This window comes from Saccharothrix sp. DSM 118769 (assembly GCF_052936295.1).
The window spans coordinates 5,231,633-5,252,126 of record NZ_CP193627.1 but is presented as its reverse complement, the minus strand read 5'-3'; the positions used below and the strand labels follow the sequence as shown (position 1 = coordinate 5,252,126).

Annotated in this window: 14 protein-coding genes and 1 pseudogene; 9 read left to right on the top strand and 6 right to left on the bottom strand. The window is 70.9% G+C overall.

Translation table 11 applies throughout. The features are described from left to right. Positions 1–116 precede the first annotated feature (116 nt). A complete protein-coding gene (locus ACRAKJ_RS22530; protein ID WP_438919837.1) occupies positions 117–332 on the bottom strand; it encodes an MbtH family protein in 216 nt (71 codons plus the stop codon). A 563-nt stretch (positions 333–895) separates the two neighbouring features. Between ACRAKJ_RS22530 and ACRAKJ_RS22525 the strand changes: the two genes are divergently transcribed. The 6 genes from ACRAKJ_RS22525 to ACRAKJ_RS22500 all read left to right on the top strand — a co-directional run bounded on the left by ACRAKJ_RS22525 (position 896) and on the right by ACRAKJ_RS22500 (position 12,335). After that, a complete protein-coding gene (locus tag ACRAKJ_RS22525) occupies positions 896–2,344 on the top strand; it encodes a family 43 glycosylhydrolase (protein ID WP_438919838.1) in 1,449 nt (482 codons plus the stop codon). Between the two features lie 71 nt (positions 2,345–2,415). Then, a complete protein-coding gene (locus ACRAKJ_RS22520) occupies positions 2,416–3,780 on the top strand; it encodes an AbfB domain-containing protein (RefSeq protein ID WP_438919839.1) in 1,365 nt (454 codons plus the stop codon). Positions 3,781–3,903: 123 nt separating this feature from the next. Then, entirely contained in the window at positions 3,904–7,692 is a 3,789-nt protein-coding gene (locus tag ACRAKJ_RS22515; protein WP_438919840.1) for a wHTH domain-containing protein, read from the top strand. A gap of 9 nt (positions 7,693–7,701) precedes the next feature. Continuing rightward, positions 7,702–8,070: a hypothetical protein gene (locus ACRAKJ_RS22510; RefSeq protein WP_438919841.1), complete on the top strand. Its 369-nt coding sequence runs from the start codon at positions 7,702–7,704 to the stop codon at positions 8,068–8,070. 213 nt (positions 8,071–8,283) lie between these two features. After that, complete coding sequence (locus tag ACRAKJ_RS22505) at positions 8,284–10,884, top strand: glycosyltransferase (RefSeq protein ID WP_438919842.1); 2,601 nt, start codon at positions 8,284–8,286, stop codon at positions 10,882–10,884. After that, positions 10,884–12,335, top strand: coding sequence for a radical SAM protein (locus tag ACRAKJ_RS22500; RefSeq protein WP_438919843.1), 1,452 nt, complete (start codon positions 10,884–10,886; stop codon positions 12,333–12,335). The genes ACRAKJ_RS22505 and ACRAKJ_RS22500 overlap by 1 nt, the downstream gene beginning before the upstream one ends. Before the next feature lie 7 nt (positions 12,336–12,342). Here ACRAKJ_RS22500 and ACRAKJ_RS22495 read toward each other — a convergent pair whose 3' ends face one another. Then, on the bottom strand, positions 12,343–13,137 hold the full coding sequence (locus ACRAKJ_RS22495; RefSeq protein WP_438919844.1) for an SDR family oxidoreductase: 795 nt from the start codon (positions 13,135–13,137) through the stop codon (positions 12,343–12,345). 363 nt (positions 13,138–13,500) lie between these two features. On the opposite strand from ACRAKJ_RS22495, the gene ACRAKJ_RS22490 reads away from it, so the two are divergent. Beyond that, positions 13,501–14,700 carry an acyltransferase family protein gene (locus ACRAKJ_RS22490; RefSeq protein ID WP_438919845.1) on the top strand — a complete coding sequence of 400 codons (1,200 nt, stop codon included), beginning with the start codon at positions 13,501–13,503 and terminating at the stop codon, positions 14,698–14,700. 41 nt (positions 14,701–14,741) lie between these two features. Here the strand turns inward: ACRAKJ_RS22490 and ACRAKJ_RS22485 are convergent, their stop codons facing one another. Beyond that, positions 14,742–16,145, bottom strand: a complete 1,404-nt coding sequence (locus ACRAKJ_RS22485) for an aminotransferase class V-fold PLP-dependent enzyme (RefSeq protein ID WP_438919846.1) — start codon at positions 16,143–16,145, stop codon at positions 14,742–14,744. After that, positions 16,142–17,407, bottom strand: coding sequence for an MFS transporter (locus ACRAKJ_RS22480; RefSeq protein ID WP_438919847.1), 1,266 nt, complete (start codon positions 17,405–17,407; stop codon positions 16,142–16,144). The genes ACRAKJ_RS22485 and ACRAKJ_RS22480 overlap by 4 nt, the downstream gene beginning before the upstream one ends. Positions 17,408–17,548: 141 nt before the next feature. On the opposite strand from ACRAKJ_RS22480, the gene ACRAKJ_RS22475 reads away from it, so the two are divergent. Next, complete coding sequence (locus tag ACRAKJ_RS22475; protein WP_438919904.1) at positions 17,549–17,788, top strand: hypothetical protein; 240 nt, start codon at positions 17,549–17,551, stop codon at positions 17,786–17,788. 17 nt (positions 17,789–17,805) lie between these two features. Here the strand turns inward: ACRAKJ_RS22475 and ACRAKJ_RS22470 are convergent. After that, positions 17,806–18,297, bottom strand: a pseudogene (locus ACRAKJ_RS22470) (integrase core domain-containing protein); the annotation flags it as partial. Positions 18,298–18,599: 302 nt separating this feature from the next. Next, a complete protein-coding gene (locus ACRAKJ_RS22465) occupies positions 18,600–19,601 on the bottom strand; it encodes a helix-turn-helix domain-containing protein (protein WP_438919849.1) in 1,002 nt (333 codons plus the stop codon). 111 nt (positions 19,602–19,712) lie between these two features. Here ACRAKJ_RS22465 and ACRAKJ_RS22460 point away from each other — a divergent pair, with 111 nt between their 5' ends. After that, on the top strand, positions 19,713–20,345 hold the full coding sequence (locus ACRAKJ_RS22460; protein WP_438919850.1) for an isochorismatase family protein: 633 nt from the start codon (positions 19,713–19,715) through the stop codon (positions 20,343–20,345). The last annotated feature ends 149 nt before the right edge of the window (positions 20,346–20,494 follow it).

Genomic DNA, 20,494 nt, shown 5'->3' with positions numbered 1-20,494 from the left:
TTCTGGCACGCGCGACCGAACCGGCCGCCGGTGATTACCGGAGACCGATTCCGCGGTCGACTTCAGGCGCCCGTCGGTGACGGGCGCGAGGTGATTGAGGGGTCGGGCGTGCCGCGTCAGCCGCGGTGCGCCGCGAGGTGCTCGCGAACGCTGCGCGGGCGCATGTCGGTCCAGACCGAGTCGATGTGGCTCAGGCACTCTTCCCTGGTCCCGCGCGTGCCTTCGGCGCGCCAACCGGGCGGGAGATCCCGATCGGCGAACCAGACCGAGTACTGCTCCTCGTCGTTGAGGACGACCAGGAATTCGCGGTAATCCGCGTTCTCGACGTTCATGGTGCGGTGATCTCCAGCCCTTGGCGGATGTGGGCGGGTTTGCCGGGACGCAACGTTACGCGGTGGTTCTCGTGAACTGGAAGCCACTGAACGGTCGAACCGGCCATTTATGACTTGGGGCGCGAACTATTTAATTTGGCTATGGAACGTCGCTGCGCGTGTCCACCCGATCACCCGTCACGATTGAAGAGTGTCGGTGGCAGAAATTCCCCGGCTCGTGGCAACGGTCAAGAACAGCGTGTATCCGTGCGCGGTGCGGCTGCGGAATCGATTTACCGCAGTTCGGCCCTGTTATCGCTAACACGGATCGGGTAAGGCCATCGCGTCGACGTTCGTCGAACCCGTTCGACGCCAAGGGCCTGGCGACGTGCGGGAGGGAACCGGGTATTGAGCGCGGCGCACTGATGCTGTTAGCGTTAACAGCAGTACGACCCGGCTGACGGAGATCCCGAGTGCCGGTGCGCGAGCACCGCCGCCGCGCCGCCCGACCACGAGACCCCGCGTCCGTTCTCCGGACGTGACCCGATCGCGTTCACCCGTGCAGCGTCGCAGGGAGCTGAGCCATGAGATCGTCACTCGTCCTCGCCACCACGGCGGTCCTGCTGGCCGGGACGGTCGTCGCCGTGCCCCCGGCCGCCGCCGCCACCGTGGACACCACCGCCTGGTACGTCCTGGTCAACCGCAACAGCGGCAAAGCGCTCGACGTCTACGACCTCGCCACGAACGACGGCGCCCGGATCTCTCAGTACGCCCGCAACGACGGGGCGTGGCAGCAGTGGCGGTTCGTCGACTCCGGCGGCGGCTACTACCGGCTGAGGTCGCGCCACAGCGGCAAGGTGCTGGACTTCCCGTCCACCGCCGACCGCACCGGCCTGGTGCAGAACGCCGACGCCGACCGCACCGGCCAGCAGTTCCGCCTCGCCGACTCCGACAACGGCCACGTGCGCCTGCTCAACCGGGCCGGCGGCAAGGCCGTCGACGTGCTCGACTTCTCCACCGCCGACGGCGCGCAGGTCATCCAGTGGCCCGACACCGGCGCCGCCAACCAGCAGTGGCAGGCGGTCAAGCTGAGCGCCGCGGGCACGTTCGCCAACCCGATCAAGCGCAACGGCCCCGACCCGTGGCTCCAGCACCACAACGGGTACTACTACCTGGCCACGACGACGTGGAACTCCACCGTCACCATGCGCCGCTCGCGCACCCTGGCCGGGTTGTCGACCGCGTCCGACCAGGTGATCTTCAACCTCACTCGCCCGAACGGGTGCTGCAACATGTGGGCGCCGGAGTTCCACCTGCTCAACGGCCGCTGGTACCTGTACTACGTGGCCGGGCAGAACGTCCAGGACTTCAACCCGACGCAGCGGCTGCACGTGCTGGAGTCGGCGGGCACCGACCCGATGGGCCCGTACAGCTTCAAGGCCGACCTGGGCAACACCTGGGAGCTCGACCCGAGCGTCCTGCAGCACAACGGGAAGCTGTACCTGTTGGGCAGCGCGACCGACGGCACCCAGTCGCTGACCATCACCCCGCTGTCGAACCCGTACACGATCAGCGGCTCACGGCGCACGATCAGCCAGCCGACGCTGTCGTGGGAGCGGCAGACCCACCCGGTCAACGAGGGTGGGGAACCGCTGTACCGCAACGGCCGCACGATGATCGTGTACTCGGCCAGCGCGTGCTGGGGACCGGACTACAAGCTGGGCCTGCTCACGCTCACCGGCACCGACCCGCTCAACCGGGCGCACTGGAGCAAGTCGCCCAACCCGGTGTTCCAGCGCAACGACGGCAACGGCGTCTACGCCCCGGGCCACAACGGCTTCTTCAAGTCGCCCGACGGCACCGAGGACTGGATCGTCTACCACGCCAACGACAGCGCCTCCGGCGGCTGCGACATGAACCGCTCGACGCGCGCCCAGAAGTTCACCTGGAACGCCGACGGCACGCCGAACTTCGGCACCCCGGTCCGCCTCGGCGCGCAGCTCCCCGTGCCGTCCGGCGAACCCGCGGCCTGACCCCGCCCCCGACCAGGTGGCCGGCGGTCCTCTCCCACCGCCGGCCACCACCCACCCCTGGAGCACCTGCCATGCTGCACCGACGCACGTTCCTGGCGGGGGGCGCGTCCGCCGTCGCCCTGTCCTCGGTCCTGCGCCACACCGCGTCCGCCGCCCCCGGCGACGCCGCCTACGTCATGGGCTACTTCACCGAGTCGCCGGACAAGCTCGCCGACCGGTACGCCCTGCACCTCGCGGTGAGCACCGACGGCCTCCACTGGATGCCGCTCAACCAGGGCAACCCGGTCGCCACCCCGACCGCGGGCACCGGCGGCCTGCGCGACCCGTTCATCATGCGCAAGCAGAACGGCGGGTTCGTCGTCCTGGCCACCGACCTCACCGGCACCGACTTCACCCGGCAGAACCAGTACGTCCACGCCTGGGACTCGGCCGACCTGCGGACGTTCACCGGCTACCGCCGCCTGAAGCTGCACTCCATGCCCACCCACACCTGGGCGCCCGAGGCGTTCTGGGACGCCTCCCGCAACCGGTACGGCATCCTCTGCTCCGCCAACAGCGGCGGCCGCGACGCGTTCTACGTCAACTACACGACCGACTTCGTCACGGTGTCGTCGCCACAGCTCTTCTTCGACCCGGGCTTCAACGTCCTCGACGCCACCGTGCACGTCGGGAACGGGATGAACTACCTGTACTACAAGAGCTTCGTCGACGGCCGCCTCTACGGCGCGCGCTCGTCCACCCTGAATCCCGGCAGCTTCACCACCTACACGGCGGGCGTCGTCACGGGCGGCATCGAGGCCCCGGTCGTGGTGAAGGCGCACGACCGCAACGAGTGGTGGCTGTGGGGCGACTCGTTCTCCCCGGTCAACGGCGAGCTGTACGCCTGGCGCTCCGGCAACATCGGCACCGATTCCTGGACGCCGCTGACCAAGGCCCGGTACACCCAGCCCCTCAACGCCAAGCACCCCACCATCTGCGGCATCACCACCACCGAGTACGACAACCTGGTCACCCGCTGGGGCGCGCCCACCTGGAACAGGATCAAGTCGTACAGCCACCCCGACCACCTGGTCCGCCACCGGAACAACGCGGCCCGCATCGACCCGTACCCGTTCGACCCGTACCAGGACTCCCAGTGGCGACTGGTCTCGGGCCTGGCGGGCACCGGTGTCTCGTTCCGCTCGGTGAACTACCCCGACCGCTACCTGAGGCACTCGAACCACGTGGTCGGCCTGGCCGCGAACGACGGCAGCGCCGGCTTCGCCGCCGACGCCACCTTCACCCAGGTCGCCGGCCTGGCGGACCCGACCTGGACCTCGTTCCGCTCGCACAACTACCCGGACCGCCACCTCCGCCACGCGAACCACCTCCTCCGCATCGACCCCGTCACCACCGCGTCGGACCGCGCCGACGCCACCTTCCAGGTCGGGTACTGACCCGACCGGGGCCGCGGGCGCGGCAGAGCGGCGGCCCGCCGCGCCCGCGGCAGCCCTCTCACGTGAGGCCCTCTCACCTCCCTGCGCGCGCTAGCCTCCGAGCGATGCGAGGGGGTAGCGGAATTGGCGATCACCGGTGGTGGCGACGACACCAGGAACGACATCAGCGGCACCGTCAACGCACCGGTGGTCCAGGCCAACAAGATCGACACCGTCAACAACAACTACTACGGCTCCCGCCCACCCGAACCCGCGTCACCCGCTGACCCCTGGGTGGACCTCGCGGTGCGCGCCGAGGCGTGGGCGCACGTCAAAGCCGAGCGGGACACAGCAGACCTGCGCGACCGGATCGCGTTCGTGGCCGGTGGTCTCGGCGAGGTCCGGCGCCGTGCTGTCGACGTCCTGGGCGACGACCCGTGGCTGGACACCTCCCAGGCCGAGCGGTTCGCCAAGCGGATCGGCTGGCTGCTCAAGCAGAAACTCGGCACGACGTCCCTGCTCCTCGACCCGGCGGAGGCCGCGCTGCTCGCGGTCGTCCCGCTGCTGAACGACACCCTGTGGTGCGCCGCCGCCGCGAAGCTGAGCGCCATCGACCCCGTCGACCTCGCTCGCCACCGCGCGGAAGGCGACCGCGCCGACTACCAGGACCACCTGGCGGAGAACTCCCGCCTGGTCGACCGCGCGCTGCTGCCCGCGCTGCCCGACCGGCCGAACGCCCGGCGCGAGATCGGCTGGTGGTTGTTCAACCGGTGGGTTCGGCAACGTGCGGAACTCGTCAAACCGCGTGCGGTCGGAGCGCTGCTCGCCGAGGTCGGGGTGGTCGAGGCGGGTTTGGGCGAGGTGCTGAGCACCGATCGGGTCCGGGAACTCCTCCACGGCCTGCGGCTGGAACCACAGGCGCTCTGCGGCACGGACCGCCTCAACCGCATCACGCACCAGGACACCCTCTACGGCGGTGAACCCGATGAAGAGCACGTCCGAGTGCCCCTGCTCGGTCTGCTGCTCGCCGTTGCGCACACCACCTCGGTCCCGATCACCGACCTGTCGGACACCATCCCGTGGCACCTGGGCATCCCTGCCCCGGTCGACGTCGACCGCCTGCACCGGGCGGTCGCGAAGGCCGTGTGGGTTCCGGAGGCCGACAACCTGGTCCTCAAAGCGGACTGCCAGCACGGTGCCGTGATCGAAGCCCTCCGCGAGCACACCGTGCGGGTGGACTCCCTGCTCGACGCCGTCCGCCGTGCCGCCGAGGTGCACAGCACCCTGACCGTCCTCGGCCAACTGCCCGCCAGGGCCTCGGCGAGCGGGGTCGATGCCGCGCGTGACGCAGACGGCCGTCCCGAGTTCAGCGGCTGGAGCCGCTTCAGCCTGGACGACGACCGCGTCCGCGAGCTGCTCATGGGCGAACAACTCTACCGCGACCGGAACCTCGCCGTCCGTGAGCTGTACCAGAACGCCCTCGACGCCTGCCGCTACCGCCGTGCCCGCGAGCAGTACCTGCACCGCACCGCGTGCCGGGCCACGACGTGGGAAGGGCGCATCCTGTTCACCCAGGGTGTGGAGGAGAACGGCCGCGCCTACCTGGAGTGCGCCGACAACGGCATCGGCATGGGCGAACCCGAGCTGAAGGGCGTTTTCGCCCGAGCCGGCGCCCGTTTCGCCGATCTCGCCGAGTTCCGCGACGAGCAAGCCGACTGGAACAGCCTCGACCCGCCCGTCGAGCTGTTCCCGAACAGCCGTTTCGGCATCGGCGTTCTGAGTTATTTCATGCTGGCCGACGAGATCACCGTGACCACGTGCCGCGCGGCCCGCACCGGCGGCCGACCTGGTCGGACCCTGCGGGCCACCATCTCCGGTCCCGGCCACCTGTTCCAGATCCAGCCGGTCGCCGACCGGGCGGAGCCGGGGACCACCATCCGGCTGTACCTGCGGAACGCGGGGAGAACCTCCTGCGTGCAGGTGTTGCGCCAAGTCCTCGGCATCGCCGAGTTCGACACCGTCGCATCGCACGACGCCGAGCACGAGCGGTGGGAACCGGGGGTGTTCAAGGGACGGCGACGTCAGCCCTGGGAACAACACGGCATCAACGCCCACGGCATCCTCATACCGGCTGTCGGTGGTCAGGTCGTGTGGTGTGAATGGGGCGGCGCGCTGCTCGTGGACGGCCTACTGGCCCATCCGGACCTCCGGCACGGCGTACTGGCGGGACCGGACGACGACAGCCCGTTCACCGGCTGCGTCGTGAACCTGACCGGCAAGGCGGCTCCGCGCCTTTCCGTCGACCGCACGAAGGTCGTGGACGACGTGGCGGCGGCGGTGGAGGACCTCCTCGTCCGAGGGGTGGACGAGATGACGGACTCGGCCACCCCGATGCCGACCCTGCAGTGGATGAGCGAGGTCGGGTGGTGGATACCGAGGCTGGCGGACATCGCCAGTTCTCGCGAGCCCCGGACGTCCCACCCGCGCGCGGAACGCCGGGGTTGGGCAGTTCCGCGTGAAGCTGTTTCGTTCCCGCAGGACCTGCACGTGGTGCTCGATCCGGACCGCAGGTCCGTCCAGGGGGTCACCCCTCCGGATCGACTGCTCGAAGTGGTGCCGTTCACCCGACTGGCAGACCACGTGTACCTCTGGCGCCTGCTCGTGAACAGCCCCAACGCGGCCTTGAGCGGCTTGCTGGAGATCGTGCCCGAGTTGATCGAGGTGGACCGGCTGCTGCGGGCACGTCCGTCGGACCTCGCGGTCGTCTCGCACATCTTCGAAAGCGCCCGTTCATGGCGCTCCGCTGACGAGCGTCTTTCGCCGCACGACATCGTGACGATCGCACAGCGGACCGGCAGCACACCACGTGAAGTCGCGCACCGCGCTTCCGCGTTGGGCTTCACCGACCTGGTCGTCGAGCGGTTCTCGGCAGAGTCGGTACCCGATCGCGTGGACCTCGGGCTCCTGTTCAACAGCGTGGGCGAAGTCTGCGCTTATGACGAACACTCCGGCGTGGCGTCGCCGGGGCAGGTGCTGAACGGGCTCTTCGGTCTGGGACTGAGCCTGGAGGAGATCGCTCGTCGTCTTCAGCACCACGGGTTCGACCTGACCGTGCTCGACCTCCTTCCCTCGTCCCCCAAGCGGGAGGACGTGCACCTCGTGTCCTCGTATTGTTCGGGTGTGCGGCCATGGCTGGCCTTGGGGTCGTCCATCCCCTTCGTGCACCTGTGGTGGGTCGCGGACAAGCTCGGCATGCACGTGGACGAGGTCGGTCGCAGACTGGCGCAGTACGGCTTCGAGGTCGAGTCGAGCAGCAACGGGGCACATTTCGACCATCGGTACGACCCCGTCGTGTTGAGCAATGGGATCGCCGGATCGCCGCCGTGGCTGGACCGATCGGTTCCGGTCCCGCCCGGACACGTGGTGAAGGCCGCTTCGGTGACCGGGACGCCCGTGGCGGCTGTGGCCGAACGACTGACGACTCACGGGTTCCGGTGCCCGGAGCGCTTGGTGGCCCGCCCGGTGAAAGAAGACGAGGTGCTGTTGTCGTCGGACGTCGACGGGGTCGCGCCGTGGCTGACCACCGATGAGCCGATCAAACCGCACCACATCGCGCGCTACCTGCGGTTGTCCGTCTCGCCTGACGACAACGTCGTAGCCCGCTTGGTGGAGTACGGCTTCGACGTCGACACGACGCACTTGCCCGCCAGGTTCTCCGCTCAGGACGTGGTCCTCCTGTCGAGTTCGCTCAACGGGGCCGACACGTGGTTGCGGGGGGAAGAACCAGTGCCCCTCGTGCACTTGGTCGAAGCAGCGGCAACGTTGTCGACGACCATCACCGAGGTGGCCGATCGCCTCCGCGAGCTGGGGATGAACTCGCCCGACCCCGCCGTCACGATCCGGAACGCCATGGCGCGCGTGCCGCTCGCCTAGGCTCAACGGGTGAGCGTCTCCCTGTACTACTCCGCACGCCGGGCCGTGCCGTTGACCGAGGACGAGGCGGCCGAGGTGGGGCGGGTCGTCGCCGCCCACCACGAGGGCTTCCCGTTCGACGACGAGGAGGGCCTGTACCTCTACGACCGGCCTGACAACGGCGACGGCGAGGTGCTGGCCGGGTCCACGAAGATGCCGTTCGACCCGGCCCACCTGGGGCCGGTCGTCGTGCACGTGCTCGACTCCGTCACCGCACTGCGCCGCGCGCTGCCGGACGCCGAGTGGCGCGTGCACCTGGACGACCTCGACGTGGAGTGGGACGAGGAAAAGGGGTACGAGCTGCCGGGAATGCGCGACCTCGACCTCGGGGGGCTGTGACCGCCTGCGCGTTGCCGAAGTCCCGTCCCGGTGGTCGTCCGGGGGCCGATCACGCCGGGAACTGACCGCTCACCTGCGCCGACCGCGCCGCCACCGGGTGCGGTGGCGAGGTGACCGGTCCTCATGTATGGCGCGGTTTCGCTGGGAATTCTACTGGTCCCACCCCGGGTAGCGTGGGAAGCACTCGCGCAGCCGACACTGGAGTCCTTGCCGATGACGGTGCTCTGGGGTGTCTCGTTCGACGCGACCCCGCTGTCCGGCGTGGTCGTCGAATTCCTGAAGACCGCCCGCCTCCTGAGGGGCGACAACCGTTACCGCGTCCACCTCGACCTCGGCTACGACATCAAGGCCGACAAGAACGCGTTCTTCCGCCCCTACCGCGACGAGGCCGCGCTCTTGCCGGACTGGGTGACGCTCGACCGGGTCGAGCACCTGGAGGACGTTCCCGGTTACGACCGGGACTTCGTCGAACGGGTGCTGACCGAGGTGGTGCAGAGGGGCGACCCGGGGCTGCTCGGCGAGGTCGAGCGGATCGCGGAGCAGGTGGCCCACCGCATCGAGGAGACCTGGGAACGCCTCGGCGTGACCCTCGTCGTGGTCGAGAACGGCACGCTGCCGGAGAACATCACCTACACCAGGGCGCTCTACCGGGCGATCGAGCGCTACGGCGCGCGCCACCGGCTCGGCCGGTTCGTGCTGTGGCGCGACCACGACCTGATGTGGCAGAGCGAGCCCGGCGCGGCCAAGTACGGCCGGTTCCCGTACCCGACGACGCCCGCGCCGCGGAACTCGCCGCACGTCCACTACTTCGCGCTGCACGAGCAGGCGCGGGCGCGGACGCTCGACTGGGTGCCCGACCTGGTGAACATCGACGTGCTGCCGAACACGTTCACCTGCCGCACCGCCGAGGTGGACGGGCGCAACGCCGCGTTCCGCCGCGACCACGGCATCCCCGAGCACGCCGCGCTGCTGGCCCGCGTCACGCGGATCATCCCGCAGAAGCGCGTGGACCGGGACGTCCACCTGCTGGCGGCGCTCGCCGAGCGGCTCGACGCCCACCTGTTCGTCGCGGGCGACGTGGCCGAGGCGCCGGGGGAGCACGCGCGACTGGTCGACCTGGCGACCCGGCTCGGGGTGCGCGACCGGGTGGTGTTCGGCGGGTGGCTGACGCCGTACGACACCCGGCTGGAGGGCCGCTACTCGGTCCGCGACCTGCTCGCGCACGCCGACCTGGTGACCTTCCTGACCTCCTACGACTACGAGAGCTACGGAAACCCGATCAGCGAGGCCGTCGCCTCCGGCACGCCCTACGCCACCAGCCGCTACGAGCTGTACGACGCGGTGTACGGCGACAGGGGGTTCCGGGCGCCGGTGCTGGACGTCCGCGTCCACGACCTGCCGACGCGCGCGTTCGCCGACGAGGTGGCGGAGCTGATCACGGACGAGGGGAAGCGAGCGGAAGTGGTCGAGCACAACCGGGAAGCGGGGGAGGCGCTGTTCGGCGAGGGGGTCGCGGCCGGGCTGCTGGACCGGCTCTACCCGCCGCCGATGAAGCCCCGCGCGCGGATGAGCGTCGTGCTGCCGGTCTACAACGAGGCCGCCAACCTGGACGAGGTGCTGCGCACGCTGCACGACCAGCGCGACGGCGACGGCCCGCTGGACAAGGACCTCTACGAGGTGGTGCTGGTCGACAACAACTCGACCGACGACACCGTCGCCATCGCCCGCGCGTTCGCCGCCGCGCACCCCGACCTGGCCGTGCACGTCATCCACGAACCCGAGCAGGGCGTGTCGTGCGCCCGCCGCGCCGGCATGGAGTTCGCGGCCGCGCGCAGCCGCAACCGGCCCGGCACCGACGTCGGCGAGCGCTTCTACCTGGTCTCCGCCGACGCCGACTGCCGCGTGGACCCCCACTGGCTGTCCGAGCTGCTCGCGGCGGTGGAGACGTCCAAGGCCGCCATCGCGGTCTGCGACTACTACTACAACCCGGACCACTTCACCGGACGCCCCCGGCTGTGGGACGCGATCCAGCGCACCCTGCGGTGCCGCGCCGTGACGTTCTCGCTGTTCGGCGGCTTCCCGGACGGCAAGGGCTTCGCCGTCGAGCGCGACGCCTACGAGCGGGTCGGTGGCATCGAGGTGTTCTACCAGCTCCAGGACGGGGAGTTCGTCAACCACCTGTCCGACGACTGGGACTTCGGGATCAAGGTGGCGAACGCGGGCGGTCCCATCACCTACGCGCCGCGCTCCCGGGTGGAGATCAACCCGCGGCGCATCGACCACGCGATCGACGAGGTCGTCACCGGCCGCGCCTACGGGTCGGACGGCATCATCGTCATGCGCGACATCCGCCCCGAACCGCCCGCCACCGCCGCCGGTGACCTCACCGAGGAGCAGGCGCGGCTGGCGTGGGAGTTCTCCATCAAGGACTTCACGCCCAAGAACACGATCCTGCCGGTACTGCTCACGCCGTCGCTGCTGGAGGACGAGCCGGTCGTCGAGTTCTTCGGCGCCGACCTGGCCGAGCGCCTGGGGCGGCGGATCGCCGAGATCCGCGACGAGATGCGCGTGACCGACTTCGCGCCGATCCACTCCTACAAGACGCCGTCCTACCGGCTGTACCTGGAGTTCGCGGACGAGATCTTCGCCCGGCTGCGGCTGCACGTCGGCGAGGACATCGGCTACCCGCCGCCGCTGCCGCCCTGCTTCCGGGACGTGCCGCCCGAGCGGTTCGCCGAGTTCGTCCGCTACTACTGCGAGGACCGGGAGTCGGGCGAGGCGCACAACTACTTCGGCAACGGAGGGGTGTTCTGATGACGTTGACCTACGAGCAGGCCGTCGACTCGCTGCACGTGCTCGACCCGGCGTGGCCGCGCCCGGCGGTGCTGGACGCCCTGCAGGCGCCGGAGAACCAGCACCTGCTGGACTACGTCAAGGAGGACCCGTTCGGGGCGCACGTCTTCCCCGGCGACGTGCCCGGCCTCGCACCCGAGGAGTTCCTGGCCGACCTGGACGCGCAGCTGCCGTCCGCCGGCCCGATCCACCTGTGGTCCTACATCCCGACCTGCGCCTACCGGTGCCGCTTCTGCCAGTACCCGGTGGTCGTGGTGAAGGGCCCCGCGGAGGTCACCCGGGAGCGGGCCGCGCACTGGGTGGACCTCAACATCGCCGAGGCCCGGCTGTGGCTGGCCGCCGTGCCGAACCTGGCCCGCGCCGAGGTCGGCGAGTTCAACGTCTTCGGCGGCACGCCCTCGCTGCTGCCCGAACCGGAGATCCGCCGCCTGCTGGACTTCTACCGCGAGAACTTCGGCTTCACCGGCGGCACCACGGTCCGCTTCGAGGGCGACCCGAGCACGTTCACCCCCTCGAAGCTGGAGCTGCTGCGCGAGCTGGGCTGCACCAAGCTGTCCAGCGGCGTGCAGTCGTTCGACGACCACGTGCTGCGCGAGAGCGGTCGCGAGCACACGGCCGACATGTGCCTGGACTTCGTGCGCAACGCGAAGGCGACCGGGTTCGAGTGGGTGAGCGTCGACCTGATGTACGGCCTGCTGGACCAGACCCTGGACAGCGTCCGCCGCGACCTCGACGTGGTGCTGGAGAACGAGGTGCCCGCCGTGGTGTGCACCAAGCTGCACCTGGCCTCCTACGCGGACTCGCGCACCGGCGTGACGGGGGAGAAGCCCGCCGCGTGGCAGCTCCCCGAGTACCGCGACCGCCTGGTCGACAAGGGGCACCGCTGGCCGACGCTGGGCGAGCAGTACCAGATGCGGGAGGTGCTGACCGACGGCCTGCGCGGCTGCGGCTACACCGAGCACCCCACCATGTACTTCGCCCGCGACGGCCTCGGGCCGGAGAAGTGGAAGTCCATCATGGTCGACCAGGACCGCCAGGAGCCGGAGGTGGCGATCGGGCTGGGCGGCAGTTCGAGCTGCCGCGCCTCGGAGGCCATCACGGACGTGAACTCGAAGCGGTACGCGGAGACCGTCGCCGCGGGCCGCATCCCGCTGGGCTCCGCGACCCGCTTCACGCCCGAGGGGCAGGAGTCGCGCGCGGTGAAGATGGCCCTGTCCACCCTCCAACCGCTCGACGACGCCGTGCACGGGCGGCGCTTCCCGGGGCGCTCGCTGTTCGCGGACCCGTGGCTGGGCCGCTTCCGCTCGCTGGAGGCGCGCGGCCTGGTCCGGTTGGACGAGGCCGCGCGCACCGTCGCGCTCACCCGGGACGGGGAGGTGCTGGTCGAGGCGATCATCAACACCGAGTGGTGACGGCGGCTCAGGGCAGGATCGAGTCCACGTACCCGCCGTCCACGCGCACGGCCGCGCCGGTCGTCGCGGAGGCCAGCGGCGAGGCCAGGTACGCGCACAGGTTCGCGATCTCCTCCGGCTCGATCAGCCTGCCCAGCAGGGACTGCGGGCGGTGCAGGCGCATGAACTCGCGCTGCGCCTCCTCCCACGGCAGGGCCCCGTCCACCAGCTGGTAGACGAAGTCCTCCACGCCGCCGGTGTGGGTGGGGCCGGCCAGGACGCAGTTCACCGTCACGCCGCTGCCCGCCGCCTCCTTGGCGAAACCCCGGGAGACGGCCAGCAGGGCGGTCTTCGACATGCCGTAGTGGATCATCTCCGCCGGGATGACGACGGCCGAGTCGCTGGCGATGTACTGGACGCGGCCCCAGCCCCGGTCGCGCATGCCGGGCAGGAACGCGCGGGTCAGGCGGACGGCGGCCAGGACGTTGACCTCGAAGTAGCGCCGCCACTCGTCGTCGGTGATCTCCAGGGCGGGCGTGGCGCCGAAGATGCCTACGTTGTTGACCAGCACGTCCACCTCGGGCAGCGCGGACGCCAGCGCCTCGGCCCCCTCGGCCGCGGCCACGTCGGCGGGGGCGGCCACCAGCTCGGCGCCGGGCACGGCGGAGCGGATGCGCGCCACGGCCTCGTCCACGGCGCCCGGCTTGCGGCCGTTGACCGCGACCCGCGCGCCCGCCCGGGCGAGGCCCGTCGCGATGGCCTCGCCGATGCCCTGCGTCGAACCCGTGACCAGTGCCGTCTTCCCGCTCAGATCGAGGTGCATGGGTCCATGATCGCGCAGGTGGCGCGATACCGCCGTCGTACCTGCCGGGAATCCCGCCCGTGCGGCTCGGCTGCGCCGTCGACCGTGTGACAACCACCCGGTCGAGGGTCACTCGGCTGATGCGGTCGTGATGTCGACGACAGCGTCGCCGGACGTCGTCACCGATGATCCCCGCTCTTCACCGGTGAAACCCGCGCGTTACCGGCGGTCTCCGCAGGGGACATGAAAAGGTCATTTAATTCGCTTCGTCGAAGTTCTTGTCCGTCGACGGGAGTGGACATATATTAGCGCCGGGTTTCCGGTGGTCCTTTTCTCACGTCGTGTTGTTGCCGCTTCGCCGAGCGGGGAAAGCAAGGAAAAAGCATGGCCTCGACCGAACCGGTGCCGTCCGGGTCGCCCGTCCACCTCGTGCCGGGAGCGGCGCGACTGCCGTCGCTGACCGGGCTGCGGTTCGTCGCGGCGCTGCTGGTGTTCCTCTTCCACGTCACGGTGATGATGCCCTCGCCGATCGCGCCGCACGCGATGCTCTCCCCGTTCGGCGATCCCGGCACCGCCCAGGACCTGGCGTGGCTGTTCGGCAAAGCGGGCTACGTCGGCGTTTCCTTCTTCTTCATCCTCAGCGGGTTCGTGCTGACCTGGTCGGCCCGCGACGGTGAGGCGGCCCGACCGTTCTGGCGCCGTCGGGTGCTGAAGATCTTCCCCAACCACGTGGTCACGTGGGCCGCGACGCTCCTGCTGTTCGCCTCGGCGATCACGCCGTGGATCGCCTACCTGCCGAACCTGCTGCTGGTGCACGCGTTCTTCCCGCAGGTCGAGATCCACCGCAGCATCAACGTGCCGGCCTGGACGCTGTGCTGCGAACTGCTCTTCTACCTGCTGTTCCCGGCGTTGCTGCGCGGCATCAAGCGCATCGCCGACAGCCGCCTGTGGACCTGGGCCGGCCTCGTGGTCGCCGGCATGGTCGCCCTCCAGCTCGTGACCCAGTACGTCGTCCCGGGCGCCCGCACCGCCGGCGCGCCGCTCTCGGACCTCCAGTTCTGGTTCGGTTACGTCTTCCCGCCCTCGCGCCTGTTCGAGTTCGTGCTGGGCATGGTGCTGGCGCGGATCGTGGTGACCGGCCGGTGGCCCTCGATCGGCGTCCTGCCCGCGGCGCTGCTGACCGTCGTCGGGTACGTCGCCGCGCTGCACGCGCCGGTGGTGTGGGATTTCAACGTGGCCACCGCCATCCCGCTCGGCGCGCTCATCTGCGCCGCCGCCACGGCCGACGTGAAGGGCACCCGCAGCGCCCTGCGCGGCCGGACCGCCCAGTGGCTGGGTGACATCTCCTTCGGCTTCTACCTCTGCCAGGGCTTCGTGGTCATCTACGGCGGCTGGCTGCTGCGCGGTGCGCACGACGACCTCACGGCCGCCCTGGTCGTGCTCGTGCTGTTCGTCGCGACGCTGTTCGTGGGTGCGCTGCTGTTCCACCTCGTCGAACGGCCGGTGATGCGCCGGTTCGGCCACGCCGGGCGGGACCGGCGTCCCGTGCGGGCCGCCCCGGAGGCCGCCGGAACCGCCGCGTAGCGGTCGCGCCGCGGCAGTTCCGGGCCGCGGTGCCGGTGACCCTACGAGTACAGGCCGCCCAGGAACTCGACGAGGAGGCGTTCGCGCAGGCGGAGAGGGGCGGCGGCGAGCAGGGTGTTCACCGCCGCCATCCGGTCGGGCAGCCCGGCGCCGCCGGTCATGCCCGCCGCGGCCAGCAGGCCGCCGAACTCCTCCGGGGTCAGGGCGTCGGGGTCGAGGGAGCCGATGAACGCGACGACCTCCGGCGCGACCCGCACCGGTCCGGCGGCCACCGCCGCGGCCACGGAGTCGCGCAGGTCGGTCAGCAGCTCCTCCTCGTGGCCCGCGTTGGCCGCCGTCACGGTGAGGTGCAGGTTCGCCGGGGAGGCGCCGAACGCGAACTGCGGCTGCACGTACCAGTTCCGCGCCTTCATCTCGTCGGCCACGGTGAACACGTCGAAGTCGTCGTCGGTCGCGGTGACCGCCAGCAGGGTGGACACCGGGTCGCCCAGCACGCGCAGGCCGTCGACCTTCCCCACGCCCTCGCGGAGGGTGCGGGCGCTCGACAGGGCGGTTTCCGCCAGGGAGCGGTACCCGTCCTCACCGACGTGCCGCAGCACGGCCCACGCCGCCGCCAGCGGACCACCGGAACGGGTGGACTGCGTGGTCGGGTTCAGCATCGTGTAACCGGGCCACGCCGCGCTCGCGAAGTACTGCGACCGCCGCAGGTCGGCCGACGCGTGCAGCAGCACGGACGTCCCCTTCGGCGCGTACGCGTACTTGTGCAGGTCCACCGACAGGCTCGTCACCCCCGGCACGGACAGGTCGAACGGCTCGACGCCCGCCGCGAACGGCAGCACCCACCCGCCGATGCACGCGTCCACGTGGCAGCGGACACCGGCGGCCGAGGCGATGCCGGCGATCTCCGCCACCGGGTCCAGCACGCCGTGCGCGTAGGACGGCGCGCTCGCCACGACCAGCACGGTCGAGTCGTCGATCGCCGCCGCCATCGCCGACGGCACCGCCCGGTAGGTCACCGGGTCCACCGGCACCGGCACGACCCGCAGCCCGAAGTAGTGCGCCGCCTTGTGGAACGCCGCGTGCGCCGTCTCCGGCAGCACGATCGACGGTTCGCGCGCGTCGGGCCGAGCGTCGCGGGCCGCGACCACCGCCAGCAGGCACGACTCGGTGCCGCCGGACGTCACCGTGCCGACCGTCGCGTCGGTGCCGCCGAGCAACCGGGCCGCGGTGCGCACCACGTCGTTCTCCAGCCGCAGCAGGCTCGGGAACGCCGTGGGGTCGAGCCCGTTCACCGACGACGCCAGCGCGTGCGCCGAGGCCGCCAGCTCGTCCAGGCCGGGCACCGCGCTGTCGTAGACGTAGGCCAGCGTGCGACCGCCGTGGGTGGGCAGGTCGCCCTCCCGCAGGGCGCGCAGCTCGGCCAGGACGGACTCCGGCGACGTCATCCGGACCTCTCCTCACGCAGCAGGGGCAGGGCCGCGACCGCCAGCACGGCGGGGATCGCGGTGAATCCGAGCAGCGCGGCGGTCACCGCGCCGGAGGGCTGCGCGGCCGAACCGCCGGTGCTCGCGACGTACCCGCCGAGGGCCAGGACCAGGCCGTACACGCCGGGGCCGAGCGCCAGGCCCAGGGTCTCGCCGGCCGTCCAGACGCCGGAGAACAGGCCGGCCCTGGTCACGCCGACGCGCCGCTCCTCGGCGGTGATCACGTCCGGCAGCATGGCCAGCGGGAACACCTGCATGCCCGCGTACCCGACGCCGACCACGGCCATCAGGCCGAGCACCGCGCCGACCGGCAGCACCGGGGCGGCCAGCAGGCCGAGCACGGCGACCGCGAACAGCAGCGACGCGGCGACCAGCCCGGCCCGCTTGCCCCACCGCGCGCCCACCCGCTGCCACAGCGGCATGACCAGCAGCGCGGGGCCGACGAACCCGACGAACAGCAGTGTCTGCAGGGACCGGTCGCCCAGCACGAGCCGCGCGAAGTAGTCGACGCCCGCGAGCATCGTGCCCAGCCCGACGGCCTGCACCACGAACGCGGCCAGCAGCAGCCGGAACGCCCGCGACCCGCGCACCGCCGCCACCAGCTCCCCGAACGACGCCGAGGACGCCACCCGCCGCGACGCCGGCACCCCGCGCGTCCCGACGTGGGTGGCGACCGTACCCGCCACCATCAGCGCCGCCACCGCCACGCCCATCGCGGGGTAGCCGAACAGGTCGCGCACGGCGGGCGCGCCCGCGCCGCTGACCAGGATCGCCAGCGCCAGGAACGCCATCCGCCACGCCATCAGCCGGGTGCGCTCGTCGTAGTCCTCGGTGATCTCGACGGCCATCGCCACGTACGGCACCTGGAAGAACGCGTACGCCGTCGCGCACAGCAGGAACACCAGCGCCACGTACACCGCCGCGCCCGCGCCGGTGAACGGCCCGGCGAACAGCAGCGCGAACAGCACCGCCGTGGCCAGCCCGCCGCGCAGCAGGAACGGCCGCCGCACGCCCGCCGCGTCGCTGATCCGGCCGGCGACCGGGTTGAACAGCACGTCCCACGCCTTCGGCACGAGGACGAGCAGCCCCGCGACGGCGGCGGGCACGGCGAGGCCGTCGGTCAGGTAGGGCAGCAGGAGCAACCCGGGCACGGTGCCGAACGCGCCGGTCACGAAGGACCCGGTCGCGTACCCCGCCCGGACCCCGCCGGTGATCTGCCGCATAGGCGGAAGATCTTCGCATTCGACGGCCGTGGAAGCGAGCACCACTTCGGGAGCCCGGGTGGTGGGACGCCTCCCGAGCCGAGCGCAGTCACCCGACCGGTGTGCCGACCGGACCCCGCTACCCCGGAACCGGCTCCGGAGATGCGCACGTCGGACAACCACATCGGCCGTCGGCTCCGCGAGGTGCGCTCCTGGCGACGACTGTCGATGATCGAGCGCGGCCCGCGCCCCGTGACCGGGCGAGCCGTGCTGGGAGCGTTCCCCGACGCCCGCCAGGTCGTCCCCACCGAGTTGACCGGCTCCCCGTTCGCGCCCACCGATGTCACCGACGCCGACGCCGAGGCGCACGCCGCGTTGTATACCGCGGGAGGGTTCTGCTGAGCCTCGGGCGGTAGCCGGTCTCGAGCCTGGTGGGGGAGGTGTCGGTTGTAGTGGTCTTCGTAGATCTCGGGGACCTGGCGTGCACGGTTCTCACCCAGGATCAGGATGTGGTCGAGGAGTTCGCGTCGGATGGTGCCGATGACCCGTTCGCAGTGGGCGTTCATCCGGGGCGCCTGCGGCTCGCTCTTGATCACGTGAAGATCGTCGGCTTGGAAGACGCTGTCGAAATCAGGCGGACGAACCCTGATCTCCCTGGCCTGGGCCCTGTCCCTCTTCGAAATCGCCTGGGAGACCGGCAGCGCCCACCCCGGCTTCCTCGTGATCGACAGCCCGCAGAAGAACCTGGGGCAAGGCGGTGACCACGACGCCGAGTTCGCCGACAGCGTGGCCGTAGCGGACTTCTGCAAACACCTGCACGAGTGGGCCAGCCGCCCTACGACCTGATCGAGGACGAGGTGTCCTGGCCTGCAAGACCGACTGAAGTGGTGCGCCCGTGACGGATGGATCATCGCAAACTGCTGCCCTGCACGCCCTCTTCGGCGACAACCTCGGTGGGGCGAACGTCCACCTGCGTGACGAGTTCGCCACTCGCGATCGCCTCGTACGTGAACTCGAGGGGCTCGCACGACCTGTCATTCCGATGACGTCGTGGTGATCACCTTCTCGGGCCACGGAACCCCGCCCACGAGTTGGTCACCTACGACGCCGATATCACCGGGTGGTCGACCGGAGGCTCTTCCCCTGTCCCGCTCAGTGGTGCGCTGCCTCGCCGGGGTGGACGGATGGCTCACGCCCGCCGGTGAGCTGCTGATCAACCGTGTACCTGATCGGCGCTGTTGTTGTCCGCGGTGCGGGTGTCGAAGCGTCGACGGTACTCCGACGGCGAGGTGTGGAAGGCGGTGGCGAAGCTCTGCCGCAGGGTGACCGTGCTGCCGAAGCCGCAGGCGGCGGCGACCTGGTCGATCGGCAGGTCGGTGGACTCCAGCAGTCGGCGTGCCTCGTCGAGGCGCCGGAGCCGGACCCACGCCGCCGGGGTGGTCCCGGTGGAGGCCTGGAACGCGCGGATGAAGGTGCGTCGGCTCAGGTGTGCGACACCGGCCAGGCGCTCGACCGGCAAGGGCTCGGCCAGGTGTCGCAGGGCCCAGTCGAGCACGGCGGCGATCGGGTCGTTCGCCGACTGCGCCGGCAGTGGCCGTTCGATGTACTGCGCCTGTCCGCCCTCGCGGTGCGGGGCCACCACGAGGCTGCGGGCGACCCGGTTGGCCGCGGCGGCGCCGAGCCTGCCCCGCACCAGGTGCAGGCAGGCGTCGATCGCCGAGGCCGTGCCCGCGGAGGTCAGCACGTCGCCGTGGTCGACGTAGAGCACGGAGGCGTCGACGTCGACGTCGCGGTGGCGTGCGGCGAGCATGTCGACGGCCTGCCAGTGCGTCACCGCGGTACGCCGTGACAGCAGGCCCGCGTCCGCGACGGCGACGGCCCCCAGGCACAGCCCGGCGATCGTGGCGCCGCGGCCGTGGGCTTCCGCCAGGGTCCGCCGCAGTACCGGGCCGGTGGCGCGCCCGTCCTCGAACCAGGAGGGGACGACCACGACGTCGGCGTCCTCGGCCGCCGCGGGACCGGCCACGTCGCCGATCGGGTACCCCTCGGCGGTGCGGATCGACCCGGCGCGGTCGGAGAACAGCACCGTCGTCCAGTCGCCCAACCCCTGCCGCCTGACCTCGTCGAAGACGAGCTGCGGCACGGAGAGGTGGAACATCGTGACGCCGTCGAAGGCGTAGACGGCGACGCGCAGAGCACCTCCGGAGGTTGGCACGATTCCATCGTAACGACGCACACGTGTCAATGGTCGGCGAAGGTCCCGGCCCGCAGACTCGACGTGCCGCCCGTACGAGCGGCGGCACCGACAGCAAGGAGCACACCGGTCATGACCACCCCGCGCCGCGCCCTCGTCGTCGTCGACGTGCAGCAGGAGTACTTCGGCGGGCCGCTGGAGATCCAGTACCCGCCGCACGCCGACTCACTGCCCCGGATCACGCGGGCGATCGACGCGGCCACCGCCGCCGGCATCCCCGTCGTCGCGGTCCAGCACTCGGCGGGCGACGACGCACCCGTGTTCAACCCCACCCGGCCGGGCTTCCAACTGCACCCGGAAGTCGCGAGTCGCCGCACGGACGAGTGGAAGTCGGTCGTCAAGCAGTACGGCACCGTGTTCGCCGGCACCGACCTCCTCGCCTGGCTGCGGAAACACGGGATCGACACCGTCACCCTCGTCGGCTACATGACCAACAACTGCGTGCTCGCCTCCGCCGCCGAAGCCGAGACGCACGGACTGGCCGCCGAGGTCCTCTCCGACGCCACCGGCGCGATCAACATCGCCAACGACGCCGGCTTCGTCGACGCCAAAACGGTCCACACCACGCTGATGGCACTGTTCCACTCGAACTTCGCCGCCGTCGCCGACACCACGACCTGGGCCGAAGCCGCTGCCGCCGGACGTTCGCTGCCCAAGTCCGACCTCGGCACCTCCGCCGTGACGGGTGCGCAGCGCGCCGGGTAAGCGCGATCTACGCCGGTACCCGACGGGGGCTTTGCCTCGGCATCACGACGTCCCCGGCCGACTTCTTCGAACACCGTCGGCCACCGGCCGCAACCCGGTGCGTTCGTGGCAGGCAGTGTCGTCCTGTGGGCTCGGTAGCAAGTGGGACG